An 18,662-nucleotide genomic window follows, 5' to 3' on the forward strand; every position below is an offset into this window, starting at 1 on the left:
AAATCAATGGTATTTTTGAATAAGTGGTTCTAAAAAGTACAGTTTTTTGACAAAAGACTTGGACGTTTACCAAAAACTATATTAAATTTGCATCAATCACAAAAACATGAGCAAAAAATCAAATAAAGAAGTTGACGTTGTTCTGATCGGCGCCGGTATTATGAGTGCTACTTTGGGTACTCTAATCAATGAATTAAGCCCAGACGTTAATATTGAAATTCTTGAGCGTTTGGATGTTGTGGCTGCTGAAAGTTCTGACGCTTGGAATAATGCTGGCACGGGTCACTCTGCCTTATGCGAGTTAAATTATACCCCCGAACAGAAAGATGGTTCTGTAAAGATTGATAAAGCAGTTAAAATTGCTGAGCAATTTGAAGTGTCTAAGCAATTTTGGTCCTACCTCGTTGATAAAGGCATTATTGCCCAACCTGAAAATTTTATCCGTAGTATTCCACACATGAGTGCGGTTTTTGGTGAAAAAGATGCTAAATTCCTAAAGACAAGATGGGAAACATTGACGACCCAAAACTTGTTCAAAGGGATGGAGTATACCGAAGATACGGCATTGTTGAAATCGTGGATTCCATTGATGATGGAAGGACGCGAGGCCGACGAAAAAATCGCTGCGACAAAAATGGATCTGGGTACCGATGTTAATTTTGGGTCGTTGACACGTGATTTGATCGCTAATCTTGAAAATAAAGAAAATATTTCGATCTCCTTAAACCATGAAGTAATCGACATCGAACGTGAAGAAGATGGCCGTTGGGAAGTGGAGGTCAAAGATTTAAAGACAGGAACAAAGAGAGAAATCAAAGCAAAGTTTGTATTTATTGGGGCCGGTGGCCACTCGTTGTTGTTGTTGGAAAAATCTGGAATACCAGAAGCGAAAGGCTATGGCGGATTTCCTGTAGGGGGCCAATGGCTACGTTGTGTAAATGAAGAAATCATTAATACACATCATGCGAAGGTATATGGAAAAGCTTCTGTTGGAGCTCCTCCAATGTCTGTACCGCACTTAGATACACGTTATATTGATGGAAAGCAAGCGTTATTGTTTGGACCTTATGCAGGTTTTTCAACTAAATTCTTAAAACAAGGTTCTTACTTCGATTTACCCGCTTCTATCAAACTGTCCAATATCCGTCCGATGTTATCAGCCGGACTTGACAACTTACCTCTGACGAAGTATCTTATTACTGAAGTCATGAAGTCACCAAAAGATAAACTAGAGTCTTTAAAACAATTTATGCCTACAGCTAAATTGGAGGATTGGGTTATCGAGAAAGCAGGACAACGTGTTCAGGTCATCAAGAAAGATGAAAAGAAAGGTGGAATTTTAGAATTTGGTACAGAAGTCGTTTCTAGTGCAGATGGTTCTATTGCAGCGCTATTAGGAGCTTCTCCTGGAGCTTCGACCTCAGTTGCTATCATGATCAGCCTGTTGAAGAGATGTTTCCCTGAACGTGCGAAATCAGATGAATACCGTAAAAAACTACGTGAAATGATTCCTTCACACGGGAAATCATTGAACGATGATGCGCAACTATGTAAAGAAACGCGTACGCGTACGCACAAAGCGTTGAAATTGATTGATATAGAATAATCAATTCGACAGAAAATATACTTATGGGGTGCTTGGAATGACCATGGTCATTCTCGGCTGAGATTATACCCAATAAAAGCGATTGTACCTCCTTGTACAATCGCTTTTATATACCTGATCCAGGTAATGCTGGCGTAGGAATTTAATTTCAATAAAAACGTCCGTTTTTCTCCCATAGGTTTATTATGAATTACACGAAATAATAAACAAGGCGATGACTTCTGAAACAATTTTCGAAGCTTTTATAAAACAGATCCAACAGGCCACCATAGCGGAATGGTTAGGGGTATCCTTTGGTGTTTTACAGGTTTGGTTTTCCCGGCAAAATAAATCGATCAATTACATTTTTGGGATTATTGGTATCTTAATTTCTGTTTACGTATTATTCCATGCGAAACTATATGCAGAAATATTACTACATCTCTATTATTTGATCATGAGCATCTATGGCTGGATCTATTGGAAATATAGTAGTGATGTTGCTGCTCCCATAACGCATTGTGAGCCGAAAGAATGGTGGATAGTAGGGGGAATCTGTGCCCTCGGTTTTTTGTTGTTTTATTTCGGATTGGTACATTTAACGGATTCTGATGTACCGCTTTGGGACTCTGCGGTTTCCTGTACAGCTTGGGCAGGGATGTGGTTATTGGCAAAACGGAAGATAGAAAATTGGATATTGTTGAATATTAGTAATCTGATGGCAATTCCTTTACTGATCCATAAAGGGCTATTTCTTTATTCGGGCTTGACTTTGTTTTTATTTGTTATGGCATTTAGTGGATATTTTAATTGGAGGAGAATAATAAGTGAAGAAAGATATGCAACTCAGTAGCGAAGATATCGCCATTCTGAAAGATAATCAGGCTAAGGGAATCCATCAGAAAACATTGTCGGATGGACAACTCGAGCTCATTTTTCGTCGGAAATGGTTTAAGATTTGGGTTCCCCGTGCATTGGGTGGATTGGGACTGACTCTACCCGAAGGCCTCAACTTATTGGCTGACCTGGCTTATTGGGATGGGGGACTAGCCTGGACAGTAACGTTATGTTCAGGAGCAAATCTCTTTGTCGGTTTTATTGATCCGGTTTTAGGAGATCAGATTTTTAAAACGGATCGGGTTTGTTTCGGAGGAAGCGGACAGGCATCAGGTACAGCTACACGTGAAGGTGAACATTATCGGCTCCGCGGTTTTTGGAGATATGCTACCGGTGCTCCTCATTTAACCCATTTTACCTTAAATGCTGCAATTCAGGAGGCAGGAAAACCCGTGTTGGACGAAAAAGGTGAACCACTGATAAAATCATTTTTTGTGGATCGTGACCATGTACTGGTGCATTACGACTGGGATACATTTGGATTGGAGGCTACGGCTTCGCATTCCTTTTCGCTGGAAGACATACTCGTTGATGGTAGCCAGTCTTTTGAGATTGATGGGGCAAAAAGTACACGTAGCGAGCTGTTGTATCAATATCCCTTTATGCCTTTTGCGGAATTGACTTTACTGGCCAACTTTACGGGAATGTATAAGCGCTTTTTGGATTTAATCGAAAAACTATTTGTGTTAAAAAGCAATCAATCCAAATGGGAGAAGACTGAAAGTAAAGAAGCGTTTAGGGTACTCGATGACTTTCAGCAAGATTATGTTAATCGGACGGAAGCAATAATGAATTTGGTCGCTCTTTCTTGGGTAAATCTTCATGATGGCAATGATAATGCAGCAATTTATGAACAGATAGGGATACAAAGTCGAGATTTTGTGGAATCTATCTTGACAAATACAATAAGACTCTATCCGCATACCGGAATTTCGGGGGCCGCCATCGAACATGAAATCAATATAATCTTCCGGAATATTTTTACGGCTTCGCAACACAAGTTATTGCAAAAGAGCTTATAAACAAAAAAGACTATCCTAGGATAGTCTTTTTTGTTTATAGGACAAATGAAGATTTCGGGAGCATTGCCGATACAATTTAGATGGTCAATTTGTAAGGGAAACTAGTGCTCCTGTCTATCGAAATCCTAATTTGGAAAGCTTTAAAAAGTCTATTGAGGTGGAGATTGAATTCTTTTGTGTTAACTCAAAAGCTGCTATTATCCTAGTCAGCTGTTATTGTGATGTCTCTTTTTCCGAAGGTAGTTTGAAACAAAACAAAAGCAATAGAAAGAAAATCAAATAAGATATATTAAATGCAGCAGCTCCTATCCATCCTCTTAAGTCAGATGGAGGTAGGATTAATTTCAAAGGAAGCTGGTAAATGGTAAGAAATAGCGGACTGATCAATCCTGCCCATTTTGGTAGATTAGTTTTACCAGCAAATATAAAAATTGAAAATATTAAATAGGCGACTAACATCGTGATGATCGCTGTCCCCCATGTGATAAACATTGTTTTTTGAAAGCCAGCGGCGATTTTTAACAAATAGGGGTGGGCGACAGGATCGGTGTTATAGATTGCTTTGTAGATCTCTCCCGTAAAATAGAAAACAGCATGCCCCAAAGGCATAAGCATCACACTGATAACCAGTAAATAGTAGGTTCCCCTGGCATACCATGTATTCTTATCCAAAATGTATTGATATACCAACCAAACACCAGGTAGAAATAAAGTTGCTGTCATCGCAGCAATTAATGCCCCGAACATGAGGCGGTTGATTGATCCTTCAAGCATTAAAGTCGCAAGTCCAACGTCAACCTTTTCGGAATATGTACTATAAAAAAGAGGATAGTTTTTGGGATCTACATCAAAGCCCGCGACATATATATCGCCCACAATCCAGCATATGGCGCCAGCTATACCTGAAATAAATGCCCATTTTAATCGTTTTTGGTAATTCATACGTTGATATTTTAATATTGAAATTCGACCACCTCACCGAGGTACTTGGTCTCCAATCATGATTTGTTACAAAGAATCCGATGCAAAACTAAGAGACTCTTTTTATTTTGAGAGCTGTTATAAGGAATAAAGTATCCGCCAAAAGGAATAGTTTAACCATTGACTGTATGTGATGGTTTTTCCATTCAAACTACCTGCTTAAACATTAAATTGATTCAATAAATTATATCTTATATAGGTTGCGTTACTCTTCATCTTATTGAATCCGTGTATTTCTTTTATTTCTATTTAGGTTTTATTTCTGTAGAATGGGTATATGAATGATAGCTAATATTAAAATAATCTTTTGAAAGGTCCTTTTTAAAGTTTGTAGTTGGCTGTTTTACTTTAAATAGCTGATTTATTTTTATTTTATAAGTTTTTTTGTCGTGTTAAACAAAATGGTTTTTTTAGGGTTATATAGGCAATGAATTGTATTTTTTAAGCCTGTTTAGATATACAGCAATTTGACGGAAGCCACCATGCTAATCCGGAGATACATAAGGGTATACAAGTGCCGACGAGCTGAATAAAATCGTAGCTAAAAGGTTTTAAAAGCGTAAAATTGACAATTAATATTTTGATGTATCATTAATAATACATTTATTTGCCTAATAATCTATTGCAACCGGTTGCAATTTTAAAAAAACTGCCGGTTTAAACGAATTATAAATCAAGTTAATCTATCATTATTAAACTTATGTGGTATTCTGACAAAATCAAACTGGTGACGGCTTCTAAAAAGTGGATTATTCCGCTTGTTGCTCTAGCGACCAGTTATACACAGGTCCAAGCGGCGGCCGCCTTATGCGCTTTAAAGGGAAATAGTAATTTCCTAAATTTTCAACAATCCATTTCTGGGGTAATTAAAGATGCCGCTACGGGAAATCCAATTAGTGGTGTAACAGTTTTAATTAAAGGAACGACTGTAGTAACGCAGACTGATGCAGCAGGGCGTTATACGATTGCAGCTAAGCCAGGACAGATCCTATTGGCTCGCTTTGTTGGTTATGACAATCAGGAGATTACTGTTGGCGAAAGTAAGTCTGTAAACATCCAGCTTACAGCTTCGAGTAACCAAATCGGTGAGGTTGTAGTGACAGCACTGGGTATTATGCGGGAAAAGAAATCTTTAGGCTATTCAACGACCTCTGTCAAAGGGGATCAATTTACCACCGCCCGTGATCCGAATTTGGGGAATGCTCTAAGCGGAAAAGTGGCAGGTGTGAGTGTAGCCGGAAACGCAACTGGACTTGGTGGAAGTAGCCGTGTGGTCATTCGTGGAAATGCCTCCATGACAGGTAACAATATGCCCCTATATGTAGTAGACGGTATTCCATTGGATAACCAGAATCAAGGCTCCGCAGGTCAATACGGAGGCATGGATATGGGAGATGGACTCAACAGTATTAATGCCGATGATATTGAAAATATTCAAGTATTAAAAGGTGCGGCTGCCTCTGCGTTATATGGCTATAGAGGTGGAAATGGCGTTATTATGATCACAACCAAATCAGGCAAAGGAGCACAGGGGATCGGTATCGATTTCAATAACAATATGACTGTCAATACCATTTATGATTACCGTGATTTTCAGGATATTTATGGTCAAGGTGTACAAGGTACTAAGCCCACGACTGCCGCCGCTGCTAACGATACGTATAATCAAAGTTGGGGTGCAAAAATGGATGGCAGCCAAGCCGTCAATAAATTTGGCAGCAGTTATGCGTATTCGCCTATCGATAACTGGAAGAATTTTTACCGAAAAGGGCTAAGTAATCAAACTTCTCTAGCAGTTAGTGGAAGTGATGAAAAATCCAGTTTCCGACTTGGATTGAATAATGCTTATGAAGGATCTATCCTTCCTAATGCGAAGTCGAATCAACGCGGAGCAAATTTGAATACAACTTATAAAATCACACCAAAAGTACAGCTGGGTATCAATGCCAACTATATGTTTGAGTTTGTGAATAATAGGGCTAATCTTTCGGACGGTAATGGAAATACAAATGCCAGTCTTTTATATCTGGCAAATAGCTATGATGTTCGCTGGCTCGAGCCGGCCGTTGATGAATTTGGTAAAGAACTGCAGCCAGGGAATAATGTTTATTTTAACAATCCTTACTTTCTGCAATATAGAAAATTCAACGAGTCCACCAAAAAAAGACTTACGGGAGGCTTTAATTTGCACTACGACATAACGGATTGGCTATACGTGCAGGGGGCCGCCACTCGAGATGGTTTCAACCTAGCCTTTAAGCAGGTGCAGCCAAAGGGAGCCTCTGCCGATCCTAACGGTTACATCAATGAATACAATAAGGAATTTGAAGAAACCAATTTCAATTATTTAATAGGTTTTAAGAAAAAGTTGAGCGACTTTTCAGTCTCCGCAACTGTGGGTGGAAACAGCCAAAAAACGCGTAACCAAACCTGGGGCACTGACGGTGGGATACGTCCATTTATCGTAGATGGTGTATATAATACAGGCAATGTGGCTGCTGGTACACGTACCTTCAAAAAATTATATGATGAATATCAGGTGAGATCTATCTATGGAACAGCCGATTTTGGTTATAAAGACTTTTTATTCTTGAATCTTTCGGCCCGTAACGATTGGTATTCCACACTTAATCCCGAAAGTAACGGTTATCTGTACCCTTCTGTCAGTTTAAGTTATGTGTTTACAGATCATCTTAAGCTTCCAGATTGGATAAATATGGGTAAATTGAGACTATCGAGAGCAGCGGCTTCAAATGGGACAAAAGCTTATCAAACCGCATTGGCTTATCGGACTTTGTCTTATGAGTTACAAAGTCAGCCTGTTGGAACAATTAACAACGATGTGGTTCCTAACGCTAATCTAAAACCTGTTCGTATCAGTGAATGGGAAGCTGGGACAAATCTTGAATTTTGGGGTAACAGAATGGGGATCGACCTTGCTGTTTATCAAAAAACAACCAAAGATGATATTGTTCGCGTAACGACAAGTACAGGGTCAGGTTATTCAGTCGCAATTCAGAACATCGGTGAGTTACGAAATAAAGGGATTGAAGTCTTAATTTATGGTGATATTACCCGTGCGAATGATTTTAAATGGAAAAGTTCGGTAAATTTTGCATTCAATGATAGTAAGGTTCTTAGCCTTGGCAACCAGAAAAGTTTGAATTTTGAGGGCGGGGTATCAAGATCTGGAAATGCTTCTGTGCAAAATATCGTAGGCCTTCCTTATGGTCAGATTGTGGGTTATAAATATAAAACAGACGCTTCGGGGAATCGCATTTTCGATGATAAAGGATTACCTGTTCGTTCTGATGCGGTAGAGGTACTTGGAAACGGTGTTTATCGCTTTACAGGTGGTTTTAGGAACGATTTCACCTATAAAAACTTTAGCTTGGGAATGCTATTGGATGTTAAGTTAGGCGCAAAAATATTTTCAGGAACCAACCTAAACCTATACGGATCTGGTTTACATAAAGCAACACTTGAGGGGCGCGAAGGCAATATTGTTGGTAAGGGAGTAAACCTAAATGGTGGAACAAATACGACAGCTGTTGATGCTCAAACCTATTGGAAATATGTGGTTGATCAGTCTTTTACAGAGGAGTTTGTTTATGACGCGGGTTTTGTCAAATTGCGTGAAATTTCTTTTGGATATAGTTTGCCCAAACAGATGTTGTCCAAAACACCATTTCGGGCCGCTTCGCTTTCCCTGGTTGGACGTAATTTATGGACAATCCACAAAAATACACCAAATATAGATCCAGAGTCGGCTTATAATAATAGCAATGCACAGGGGCTTGAACTCAACGGTTATCCGATGACACGTAATATAGGTTTTAATTTAAATCTAAAATTCTAAGGTCGAAAACCTAAAAGAATGATAGAGATTTTAGAAATCAGTAAAAGGTAAAGAACTATTAAAATGAAAAAGAAATTATTATATCTTCTTGCTGCGCTTGGATTCGGATTATCCTCATGTAGTAATTTTGGCGACTTAAATGTCGATCCCGAGGCAATAGGAAAAGACAATATGGATTATAAATTGCTGTTTACGAATGTGCAGCAATACGGTTATGGAACGGAGTATGAGGCTTGGAGAAATGGACTGATTTACATCAGTACTATGATTCAGCATACGGCTTCGGTTGAAAGTTACTGGAATGGTGACAAATATACCTATAGCGCTGGATACAACTCGGCATTTTGGGATCGTTTATATCCAAATGGTGTACGTGATGTTGTCGATCTTATGGAAAACTGGAAGGATAAACAAGAGTTTTTTCCGGAATACCAGATGGTACGCATTATGCGTGTATTGTTGTTTCACCGTCTGACGGATCTTTATGGTGATGTACCCTATTCGGAAGCGGGGCTAGCTTACTATCAAGGGAAAGGGTATCCTGTATATGATACACAAGAATCCATCTATCTCGATATGTTGAAAGAGCTCAAAGAAGCAGCGACTAATTTAAATGGAAAGACATCTACAATAGGCCAAGCGGATATTATTTATAAAGGTGATGTTGTCAAATGGCAAAAATTTGCGTATTCCTTGATGCTAAGATTGAGTATGCGCCTTTCTAAGGTAAATCCTGAAATTGCAAAAACTTGGGTAAATGCTGCGGTAAGCGGAGGTTTGTTTGCCAGCAACGATGAAAGCGCTTTGATTTTACACCCTGGTGCAGTGACAGCCAATAATAGCGCTGAGCCTTTTGGAAAGATTTATGTACACGAGGATCCAAACGCGTATCGTATGAGTGAGTCTTTTATTAATTTACTGAAAAATACGTATGACCCAAGATTAAGGTTTCTTGCAACAGTTGTTGAAGACCCTTCTATCAAAATAGACGATTCGAGATGGTCGAGAGGAGATACGACAGTAAGCAAGCAATTGGGCATGCCGAATGGTTATGATCAAACCACGACAGGTGCAACCTTCATTGGAAATTATGCACTTTATCCTGGGGCAATGAATAAGTATTCCGTAGCCAACAGATATACCTACGCTCGTTTAGACGCTCCGACGTTTCTCGTTACAAATGCTGAAAATCAACTTTTATTAGCCGAAGCAGCTTTTAGAGGATGGATTGCAGGTTCGGCCAAAACCTATTATGAAGCTGGTGTGACGGCTGCGATGAAACAGTTTGCACAATTTGGAATTACAGGTATCGATGATGCAGCCATTGCCCGTTATTTAACGCAGAATCCTTTTAGTGAATCTAAAGCATTGGAGCAGATCAATACTCAATATTACATTAATACGTTTTCGGATGAATATGAGTCTTTTGCCAATTGGAGAAGATCGGGGTATCCAGTCTTAAAGCAGGTCAACTATATAGGAAATGCTACGAATGGAACAATTCCTAGACGTTTTACCTACCCGACTGAAGAGTCTACTGTCAATGCTGCAAATTATCAGAAAGCTGTAGCTAATCTGGATAAAGGAGATCAGATGACATCCCGTGTATGGTGGGATAAACAATAATAAGATTGAGGGGTACTAAATTTAGTACCCCTTTTTTATATACAGCGGAGATATACTTTGTAAAGTTTGGTTTTATTTGTCTTTGAATTGAGTATAGTATAGTGCCATAATTGTTTATTACCCATAGCGAAGTGTGAAGTATCTGCAGGCTTTTTGTTTCTTAAAATGGGGATTGGAGAGCAATACGTTCGCAATTGTTGGTCTAAAAAAACGTATCGAAATAGGGCTATAGTCTATTCCAGGGGCTTTTTCCTATTTTTCACTTTGCGAAGTGATTTTAAGCACTGCGAAGTAAAATTTTGGGAAAAACCCACTCTAAATCAGTTTAAAGTGGGTCTTATTTTAAAATGTGTCCCCGACGAGATTCGAACTCATATCGTCAGAACCGGAATCTGAAATTCTATCCATTGAACTACGGGGACGTGTCGCAAAGATATACTATTTTCTAGATCTTACAAATAATCTTTGCGATAAAATTCAATCTTTTAGCAGACTATTTTTAATGCCTTTTGTCGTCAGCATTTTTATGTTTCACACTCGTCAATTCTCTGTTTTTTTACACTGGGGCTAATGATTTGTATATGAATGCTTAGCATTCGGATGGTAGTACTGTGGGCTACTTACTATTCCCTTTTATCCACCAGATAAATGGGTTTTCTGCTGAGCGGATTATAAATCCGGCTGATCAAAATTTCTTCGCGCTCGAACTCCACATTGGGAATTACGCGCAGTTTCGCCTGAAAACTATCTTTAATTTCTTTTAATAATGCGCTGTTTTGTTGTTTGGAGGATATTAAAATCCGAATGTCGTCTGTACCGACTGCAGTGCTGGAGATCTCGATCTGATAATGTTCAATTGCGGTGTAGCTGGCCAATACATCAAACATAGCCGGGGGAAACAGCGTCGTACCCTTATACTTAATCATCTGCTGTTTCCGGCCTTCAACAGGGCCTATTCTATAGGAGTTCCGACCACATGTGCAAGGGCCAGCATGCCGTCTGACCATATCGCCAGTTTTATAGCGCAAAAGGGGCATAGCCTCTATTCCTAAGGTTGTGACAACTAATTCTCCCAGTTGACCATCGGGTACAGGATGGTCATTATCGTCCAATATTTCGGTAATGATTAATGCTGGATGTTGGTGACCACCGGCAAAAGCTTCACATTCTGTGAATGCTGAGCTCATTTCGGTGGAGGCATAAGTGGAGTAGAGGGCAATATTCCATTTTTCCTGAATTCGTTTTGCCAGTTGGTTGTCCTGCAGTTCCGCAGTTCTAAGATTTTCACCGATACAAATGGCGACCTTTACAGAGCTGCTGTTGTAGTCGATGTTATGTTCTTCGGCATAAGCAATCATTTTGAGCAGGAAGGAGGGGACGACGACAAGAAATTTGGGTTTAAACTGCTGGATTGAATCCCATTGCATTTGTGGTATGCCAGCCCCAATACGAAGTATTCCGGCTCCAATTTTACGGAGTCCAAGAAAGTAAGCTAATCCCGCCATAAAACGACGATCCAGGGTCGTCATAATTTGTACCCGGTCGCCTTTTTTAATACCTACCCGTTGGAAGGAAATCATCTCATTATAAGCGAGACGCTCTAGGTCTGCGTCTGTTAATCCAAATACAACAGGTGTCCCCAGTGTACCGGAAGTTGTGGAGAAGTCGACAATCTCCTCTTCGGGGACGCACAGAAAATCCCAGTTAAACTGCTGCAGCTGTTCTTTGGAAGTCGTCGGCAGAAGGGGGAGATCCTGAACACCGCGGATGCGTTGTAAGTCAACTCCTTCACGTTGAAAAAGACGTTTGTAGTAAGTTGAATGTGTATTCAAATAGTTTAAAACATATATTAGCTTTTCATCTTGATAATGGGTTATTTCTTCAAGACTGGCTTGTTCTATCGTTGGGATCATCGATTATCTCCTTTCTTCTCAATTTTATGAATATATGAAGCAATGTTTTTGCGGTCAACCAAAGTGGTCACTTCGCAGGAGTCGGCCTGTTGCAATTGCTTTAGTGCTTCTTCATAGCGCTTTCGCTCAAAATAATACGTTCCTCTCTTGTAATAGACTGCCCAAAACAGGGGATTGAGCTTTTGATATTCCTGCCATTCCGATTCAGTAATTTCTTGGTCAGACTTCAGTTTGTGGTCTATTATTCGATCTCGTTTACGGTATTCCTCATAATCGCGGTAGGCTTTAGTATTTAAAAACGTATCTTGAGGAATATTCAATGCTGTATTGGCCAATGTAGAAGCTGGCCGATGTGCCTTGTTGTCGAAGATTTTATTTAAGTCGTAACAGACAAATTCCCCAAGCTGATAGGGGGTGGCTGAGATCCATACAAGGCGTTTTTTTGGTTGGAAAATGACGCCATGATGAGCCAAGAGCTGATTTAAGGCCTTTTCATTGCCATAGCCTATTTCCTTATTTTTTAGTCCATTGCGATCTCTTAGTATAGCCGCAACTTTAGGGGCAGTAAGCTTATCCTGCTGTTGCAACTGCTCTGTCAGCAGTTGGTGTCGATAAACACTGTGGCTTTCTTCAATCTGTTTTTGATTGCGCTTATCGGATTGATAGGTACTGCTCTGAAAATGATTTGTGCATAGCAGGTAATTTGCATTGTCTGATTCAAAAACAGCAAATTTATGTGGCGACATCTCAATTAAGATGGCACGGTCTTCATCTGCAGAACCGATCATAAGTGATTCTGAAATAAAAATAGGATGTTTTTTTGCAATGGCGATCGCTTCCTTAAAATTTCGGGCATATTGGAGTATTTCTCGGGCAACAATAGATATAGGCGTTTTTGCGGCCCAAGGAATAGACGATTTTCCTGCATTGAGTGTAACTGTCAGGCCAGCACTGTTCATGCCGGAGACGACACCAATCATGCCTGCCCAACCCACGGAAAGAAATGAATAACCAGAATCGGGTTTCACAATAGTGATTAATTTGTTGTGACTAAAATCGTCGCCCGCATAAAAGTCAAAATTTCGCCCGATAATGAGTTCGCCATCCGCAGACTTTGGTCCCCATGCCGCTAAGGAAGAACAGCCAACCAAAGCGAGGTCCTGGAAGGCATGACCCAAGTCATGGGCGCCATGAAGAAAAAGATTCCGCTGATAGGGATCCATAAGGGAGTCGTAGCGGGGAGAAGCATACCGTGACAATCCAAAAATCTCTTTTCTATACGCTATCGGGATATATTTATGGATGTTTCGATTATAGACTTTAGTCAATTTCATCATCCATTTCTGCTTGCGCTGAGAAGGGATAAACTCTTGAATTTTAGAAAAGAAAGCCTTTTCTTGGTAGGCATAAAGCGATTGTGTCAGTATACCCGTTTTTAATCCAAGTTCCATCGGGTTACCGCTGACGTAGAGTTCCCATAAACCTTGTGCGTTATGAAATAGGAAGTTACTGTCTATGCTGAGATAATTGTCCGTAGAGTCGGCCAACCTTAATGTCGGAATCGTCTGCTGTTCGAATTTAGCTTTTTCTTTCAGGGCGCCATTTAGCGCACAAGAGCTAAATAGTGATGCTATCCAAATCGCCAACCAATACTTTTTCATCATTCTCTTTAAATAGATCATCTTCAAATTCTTTTCCAAGCATCATTAAGCAACAGGAGAAGGCTGTAATTGTAACCCCCAATACACCGTGCATCTTGACATTTTGGCCTGTCAGAAACAAGTTCTTGACTTTTGTCTTCGTGGAAATTAAGCTATTCAACGGATGCTTGTATTCTTTCAAATAGCCATACATATTACCTTCCTCGGCCCCGATAAAATCACGGTAGCTTAATGGACTGGACGTGTGAACAGATTGAGCGGCAGCTTTAATATTCGGAAACAAGTGTTGGAGTTCTTCGATAATTTCTGCAGCCTTCGCAGCTTTAAAGGCTTCATACTCTTCACCACGGCTGCTTAACTGCTGGATAATGGACCGATTGAAAGTCTCATTCCACTGTTGCACTTCGTCCGCAGTCATATAACACATCACGGTCATCGTGCTACAATAGCGTTGATTTTCGCTGTTACAACTCATGGAAACGACTAAGGGAGATTGCTCCTGATTATACCAAACGGAAGCGATGTTTTTATAATGGTAAATATTATAATTTTGATAGGGGATATAACCTTCTTTACAAACAATGTAAACGGAAAAAACCGAAGGGCTCAACGGTAAGCCTTGTATACGCTTGACATAAGCTTGCTTTTGAAATCTTTCAGGCAGCATGGCAAAGGTATGCCGGAGATTGATATTCGAAACAAACTCCTTTGCATAAATCAGCTGCTGGTCATCGGTGCGTACTGCTTTGATCAGCTGATCGTCCATTTCTACAGCAATGACTTCTTTATTTTTGACGATGTCACCACCATATTTGCGCAATTGGCGGATCAATAACTTGGCAATTTGGCTACCGCCATTTACACAACGCCAAGCGGACTGAATATAGGAGTTTATGGTAAGCGCATGTACATAGAGTGGTGTACTTTCTGCTTTTGCAACATAAAGGAAGTTCGAACCGACGAGTACAGCCTTAAGGAGTTCGTTATCGGTCAAATCGTCTAAAAAAGACTTCAATGAAATACCGAGTACAGCCTCATTGAATCCAAAACTTTTGCGGAGATTATACATAGGAAATGAATTACAGATGTCCTGTATCTTCTCACAATATACGGTTAAGGCCTGCTTTTCTTCAGGAAAGTAATGAAGCAATTGTTGCACAAAATTTTCATATCCTTGTGCATGCGGATAATTGATCGGATTTCCATCAAATGAAATTCGATCATATTCATCGATTCCCATGCGTTGGATCGATAGATCCTTTATAATCCCCAAATACTCAAAATATTTATATAGGTTTTCACCTTCACCCAAACCACCAATGTAATGTACCCCTGTGTCTAAGATTTCTTTGTCTCGCACAAAAGTCTGCAGATTGCCACCATATTGATTGTTTTTTTCAATGACACATACTTTGCGTCCAAATTTAGCAAGGAGAACTGCGGTAACAAGGCCTCCTAGCCCTGAACCAATGATGACGCTATCGTAGACTTTATCCATTCGTTCTTCTTTTTAATACGCAACTGTATTGATCTTTAAATACTTCTTCAAAACCAATGTAATGCGGCTTTTCTAGGAAATCATAACATACAATAGTATGTATCGAATCGCTGATTTCAACCTTTTCATCGTTGCTGCCCCAGATCAGTACATCGAAACGTAATGTGGTTTCGGTCGGCTGATTTAGATAAGTCAATTTACGTTTATGCTTTAGATACGTATTGCCCGCAATAGCACGTTTTTCAGGATCACGGATATAAGTCTCTACCTGTCGCTGCGCCTGTTGCATGGTCAACAAAAAATCAATATGACCAAAATCGTTTCCAATATGCAAAATTTTTGCATTTGCTGCAATGAAATTATTCCAGGTTGCATAAGACTCCTGATGAAGGTCAAAATCATTTAGGCTTAATTTTTCGATTTCCGTTTCTTTATACCGATAGTTTAAGCTTATTTTTTCTCTAAAGTAAGTCGGACCCTCAAATTGCTTTCTGATTTCAGCGAACTGTTGTTTGAATAAGCGACTGATTGTTTTACAGCGTGCAGAATAATTATCCCCAAACTGTTGGTCGGTAGGTCGAATTCTTTCGCCTATGACCGTACTGAGTGTTCCATCATAAATGACAAAATCTCCTTTTGGACAAACATCGGCAGCACCGTGTATATAAATAGGGAGTATATCCAACTGCAGCTGTTCGGCAATATAGAATGCGCCTTTGTGAAATCGTTGTACATCATTTGTTGCCGATCGCGTTCCTTCTGGAAAGATCGCAATCGAATACCCAGCATCGATACGTTGCTTTAAGATGTTTTTCGATTTTTCTAAATCGTCGTCGAGCATTAAAAAACCTGCACGCCTAACCACACGGCCAAAGACTGGTGATTTGTAGACCCATTCGTTCGTAACAAATACGCACTTTGGCAATAAACGCCCAATAAGAAGTGTATCTAATAGCGAATTGTGATTGGCTATAATAATCGCGGGTTTTTTGAAGTCTTCGTCGTGCGCGTTGAATTGCTGTTTCTTGACAAAAGGGTTGGACTTCAATACAGAGTCTCCAAAACGAGACATTACGCGTGTCATCCAAGCTCTATTAGAGATCAAACTAAAGAGAAGACCTGAAAGCATACTTCCGATGATATAGTAGCTGAACGAAAACGCTGAAATCAAGCGCAGACGCAAACTAAGGGGAGATAAGCCTTGGGAAGGCCTGCGGCGAAATACAAACCTAAAAACGAGCGGATAAAGAACAAAAGTGTTTAAAACTGCTGCTGTAACACCGAGTAGGGAAACTGCTGAAATGGACCTTAATGCCGGGTGTTTAGCGAAAATTAAGGCACCGATGGCTAAAATTGTCGTTAATACGGCAAGTAGAATAGACGTGCGGTACATAGGCATTTCATCTTTGCCGGTACTGTATTCTTTTTGCAGGGCTGCGGTCATAAATATGGCAAAGTCTACACCGTGACTGAATACAAGTGTGCAGACAATGGTACTGAAAATATTAAATTCGAGGTGAAACAGGCCCATGAGGCCCCCCGTAACCAAGCCTGTTAACACAATAGGTACCATGCTTATCAATGTCAGCTCGATGCGGCGAAATGACAACCAAAGAATAACAAATATGGCTACAAAGCTATAATTGACCAAGGTGTTGAAGTCATTGACCAGCTGTCCCAAAAAGGTTTCATTCATTTCTTTGCGATCAATGACAACGGTGCTGCCATTATTGAACTGCTTAATCAATTTTTCCCGGTTTCCTTCTGCCGTTTTTACAATGGTATTTGCGGTGAAAAAGCCATCTTTGGAACTGATATACTCGCTCAATATTCCATTGTTGAGTTTCTGATAATCATCCCATGTGACTGTCGAAAATTTTTGATCCAAAAGGGAGAAGAAAGCTTGATAAGCAGTTGGTTTGAAACCAAAAGCAGCGCTAGAACGGATAAGATTCTCGCGGATTTCCGTTTTACGGACATCTGTCCAAAAGGAATTCCACTGGGCAATTTTCGCCTCCTGATCCTTTTTCGATAGAACAATTTCACCAATGGAATTGATAGCGATCATGCCTGTATCTTGTTGTAATCTGCTATACAATACAGAATTAGCTGAAAGAACCTGGTCGATATTGTTACCATAGTTTATCAGAAATAGCGACTTATTTTGCTGTTGTGCTGAATTTTCAAGTTTGTATTCGGCTTCTTGCAGTTCTTTTGGGAAGAAATTTAGTGCAGATAAATCTTTGTTGAATCCGACTTTCCAAAAGGTAAACAAGCTCACTATCAACAACAGGTAGCTGAATATTTGTAAGGGTTTATTCCGTTCAAAACTGAATGCGGAAATCCGATCGATGAGATGGTTTTTATCATCCGAGGTTTTTATATTCGGTTTATAGATATGAGGGATAAGAATCAAAGAGAATATTCCCGAGAATAGGATGGCAATGAACGCAAATATTCCCAAATCTTTTAAGGCCTCCGAATTGACGAAGAGTAGGCAAAGAAAAGAAACGGCTGTAGTGCCCGCACTCATCAAGATTGGCTTAGTGATTTCTTTATAGAGGTGTTTGATATCCTGAGTTTGCTTGAAATGCGTCATGATATGCAGCGCATAGTCTATGGTAATGCCAATTAATACTGCAGCAATGGAGATTGAGATAGCAGATATTGTACCCCGCAGAAAATAAAGAAATGCGAGTGCTAGTAAAGCCCCAAAAAGCGAGGGAATAAAGATGATGACCGGAATTTGCACTTTCTTGTAAAAGAGAATCAAAATAAGCATCAATAAACTCATCGAGATAAGGATGGTCGTTTGGATATCTGTTTTGATTTGCTTTGCATTGGCGACAGCAACCAAAGATGATCCGAAGTAGCTAAGTTTTGTTTTTTTTAAGTAGACCTCGTTTAACTCACTTTTCATTTTGTCAAGCCTGTCGACGAAAATCGCATTATGCGCTGTTTCCGAGCCTGAATATTTGGGATTAATAAACAATAACAGCTTGCTTGAATCTTTTGTAATAATGTAGCCATTGTAAAGTTGAAAATCGCCGGCAATACTGAGCTTTTGGAATTTTTTAAGCGCCATAAAGCCAATCCCTAGGGGATCTCGTTGTATAAAAGATTTTGCAACGATACTCGTAGGCGAAATTAATGCAGCATAATTGGCTTCAATTACTTGCGCTATGCTATCACCTGGCAGGTGGCTTGCTATGGTTTTGTAATCGTTCTCGTCCAATAATGTCGGCAAATGCTGGTATACAAACTGCATGGTACTTTCCATTTCCGCATCACTAATTTGCCCTTGTATACTATGATAGTAGGGGGCAAGCGATACGATGCTATCGGAAAAGGAATTAGCCATTTCAACCATATCGTCAATTGAAGCATCTTTTTCCCGTTCAATAATGACACTTATTTTATCCGAAAATTTAAGTTGGGTCAATATTTTGGCAACCTCATTTGTCCGTTCATTTTGAGGTATAATCCGTGTAATATCTTCTTCAAATTTTAGTTTTAGCGCGAAATATCCTGTTGCGACCAAAAAGAGCAGGGCAACTAACCAGGCGATATAAGGTTTCTTCTTGAAAAATAGATAAAGCTGATAAAAATAATGCTGCATA

10 protein-coding genes, 1 tRNA gene and 1 riboswitch are annotated in these 18,662 nt (G+C 39.8%); of the genes, 5 read left to right on the top strand and 6 right to left on the bottom strand.

From position 1 onward, the window contains the following. Window positions 1–106 precede the first annotated feature (106 nt). From A9970_RS26425 to A9970_RS26435, 3 genes are all read left to right on the top strand, one after another. The gene (locus tag A9970_RS26425; RefSeq protein ID WP_120334729.1) at window positions 107–1,606 is read left to right on the top strand and encodes a malate:quinone oxidoreductase; all 1,500 of its coding nucleotides are present in this window, start codon (window positions 107–109) and stop codon (window positions 1,604–1,606) included. A 14-nt stretch (window positions 1,607–1,620) separates the two neighbouring features. Next, window positions 1,621–1,765, top strand: a riboswitch (TPP riboswitch). 55 nt (window positions 1,766–1,820) lie between these two features. Next, a complete protein-coding gene (gene pnuC, locus A9970_RS26430) occupies window positions 1,821–2,438 on the top strand; it encodes a nicotinamide riboside transporter PnuC (RefSeq protein WP_088161013.1) in 618 nt (205 codons plus the stop codon). Beyond that, on the top strand, window positions 2,425–3,504 hold the full coding sequence (locus A9970_RS26435) for an acyl-CoA dehydrogenase (RefSeq protein WP_182984243.1): 1,080 nt from the start codon (window positions 2,425–2,427) through the stop codon (window positions 3,502–3,504). The genes pnuC and A9970_RS26435 overlap by 14 nt, the downstream gene beginning before the upstream one ends. A gap of 213 nt (window positions 3,505–3,717) precedes the next feature. Here A9970_RS26435 and A9970_RS26440 read toward each other — a convergent pair whose 3' ends face one another. Further along, complete coding sequence (locus tag A9970_RS26440) at window positions 3,718–4,446, bottom strand: DUF6796 family protein (protein ID WP_182984244.1); 729 nt, start codon at window positions 4,444–4,446, stop codon at window positions 3,718–3,720. 739 nt (window positions 4,447–5,185) lie between these two features. Here A9970_RS26440 and A9970_RS26445 point away from each other — a divergent pair. Further along, window positions 5,186–8,344 (top strand): SusC/RagA family TonB-linked outer membrane protein, encoded by a 3,159-nt coding sequence (locus A9970_RS26445; protein ID WP_182984245.1) that lies wholly within the window; start codon window positions 5,186–5,188, stop codon window positions 8,342–8,344. Between the two features lie 63 nt (window positions 8,345–8,407). Continuing rightward, window positions 8,408–9,970 carry a SusD/RagB family nutrient-binding outer membrane lipoprotein gene (locus tag A9970_RS26450; protein WP_182984246.1) on the top strand — a complete coding sequence of 521 codons (1,563 nt, stop codon included), beginning with the start codon at window positions 8,408–8,410 and terminating at the stop codon, window positions 9,968–9,970. Window positions 9,971–10,320: 350 nt separating this feature from the next. Here A9970_RS26450 and A9970_RS26455 read toward each other — a convergent pair. From A9970_RS26455 to A9970_RS26475, 5 genes are all read right to left on the bottom strand, one after another. Beyond that, window positions 10,321–10,392, bottom strand: a tRNA-Arg gene (locus tag A9970_RS26455). Window positions 10,393–10,593: 201 nt separating this feature from the next. After that, complete coding sequence (locus A9970_RS26460; protein WP_182984247.1) at window positions 10,594–11,883, bottom strand: phenylacetate--CoA ligase family protein; 1,290 nt, start codon at window positions 11,881–11,883, stop codon at window positions 10,594–10,596. After that, window positions 11,880–13,565, bottom strand: a complete 1,686-nt coding sequence (locus tag A9970_RS26465; protein ID WP_182984248.1) for a C45 family peptidase — start codon at window positions 13,563–13,565, stop codon at window positions 11,880–11,882. The genes A9970_RS26460 and A9970_RS26465 overlap by 4 nt, the downstream gene beginning before the upstream one ends. Next, a complete protein-coding gene (locus tag A9970_RS26470; RefSeq protein WP_182984249.1) occupies window positions 13,501–15,042 on the bottom strand; it encodes an NAD(P)/FAD-dependent oxidoreductase in 1,542 nt (513 codons plus the stop codon). Before A9970_RS26470 ends, A9970_RS26465 begins: the two co-directional genes overlap by 65 nt. Next, the gene (locus A9970_RS26475) at window positions 15,035–18,661 is read right to left on the bottom strand and encodes a 1-acyl-sn-glycerol-3-phosphate acyltransferase (protein ID WP_182984250.1); all 3,627 of its coding nucleotides are present in this window, start codon (window positions 18,659–18,661) and stop codon (window positions 15,035–15,037) included. Before A9970_RS26475 ends, A9970_RS26470 begins: the two co-directional genes overlap by 8 nt. Between the last annotated feature and the right edge of the window lies 1 nt (window position 18,662).

This window comes from Sphingobacterium sp. UME9 (assembly GCF_014170215.1).
GTDB lineage: Bacteria > Bacteroidota > Bacteroidia > Sphingobacteriales > Sphingobacteriaceae > Sphingobacterium > Sphingobacterium paramultivorum.

Bases quoted from the DNA above. Each gene is read 5' to 3' on its own strand.
- A9970_RS26425 (WP_120334729.1), top strand. From the start codon at position 107: ATGAGCAAAAAATCAAATAAAGAAGTTGACGTTGTTCTGATCGGCGCC.
- pnuC (WP_088161013.1), top strand. From the start codon at position 1,821: ATGACTTCTGAAACAATTTTCGAAGCTTTTATAAAACAGATCCAACAG.
- A9970_RS26435 (WP_182984243.1), top strand. From the start codon at position 2,425: ATGCAACTCAGTAGCGAAGATATCGCCATTCTGAAAGATAATCAGGCT.
- A9970_RS26440 (WP_182984244.1), bottom strand. From the start codon at position 4,446: ATGAATTACCAAAAACGATTAAAATGGGCATTTATTTCAGGTATAGCT.
- A9970_RS26445 (WP_182984245.1), top strand. From the start codon at position 5,186: ATGTGGTATTCTGACAAAATCAAACTGGTGACGGCTTCTAAAAAGTGG.
- A9970_RS26450 (WP_182984246.1), top strand. From the start codon at position 8,408: ATGAAAAAGAAATTATTATATCTTCTTGCTGCGCTTGGATTCGGATTA.
- A9970_RS26460 (WP_182984247.1), bottom strand. From the start codon at position 11,883: ATGATCCCAACGATAGAACAAGCCAGTCTTGAAGAAATAACCCATTAT.
- A9970_RS26465 (WP_182984248.1), bottom strand. From the start codon at position 13,565: ATGATCTATTTAAAGAGAATGATGAAAAAGTATTGGTTGGCGATTTGG.
- A9970_RS26470 (WP_182984249.1), bottom strand. From the start codon at position 15,042: ATGGATAAAGTCTACGATAGCGTCATCATTGGTTCAGGGCTAGGAGGC.
- A9970_RS26475 (WP_182984250.1), bottom strand. From the start codon at position 18,661: ATGCAGCATTATTTTTATCAGCTTTATCTATTTTTCAAGAAGAAACCT.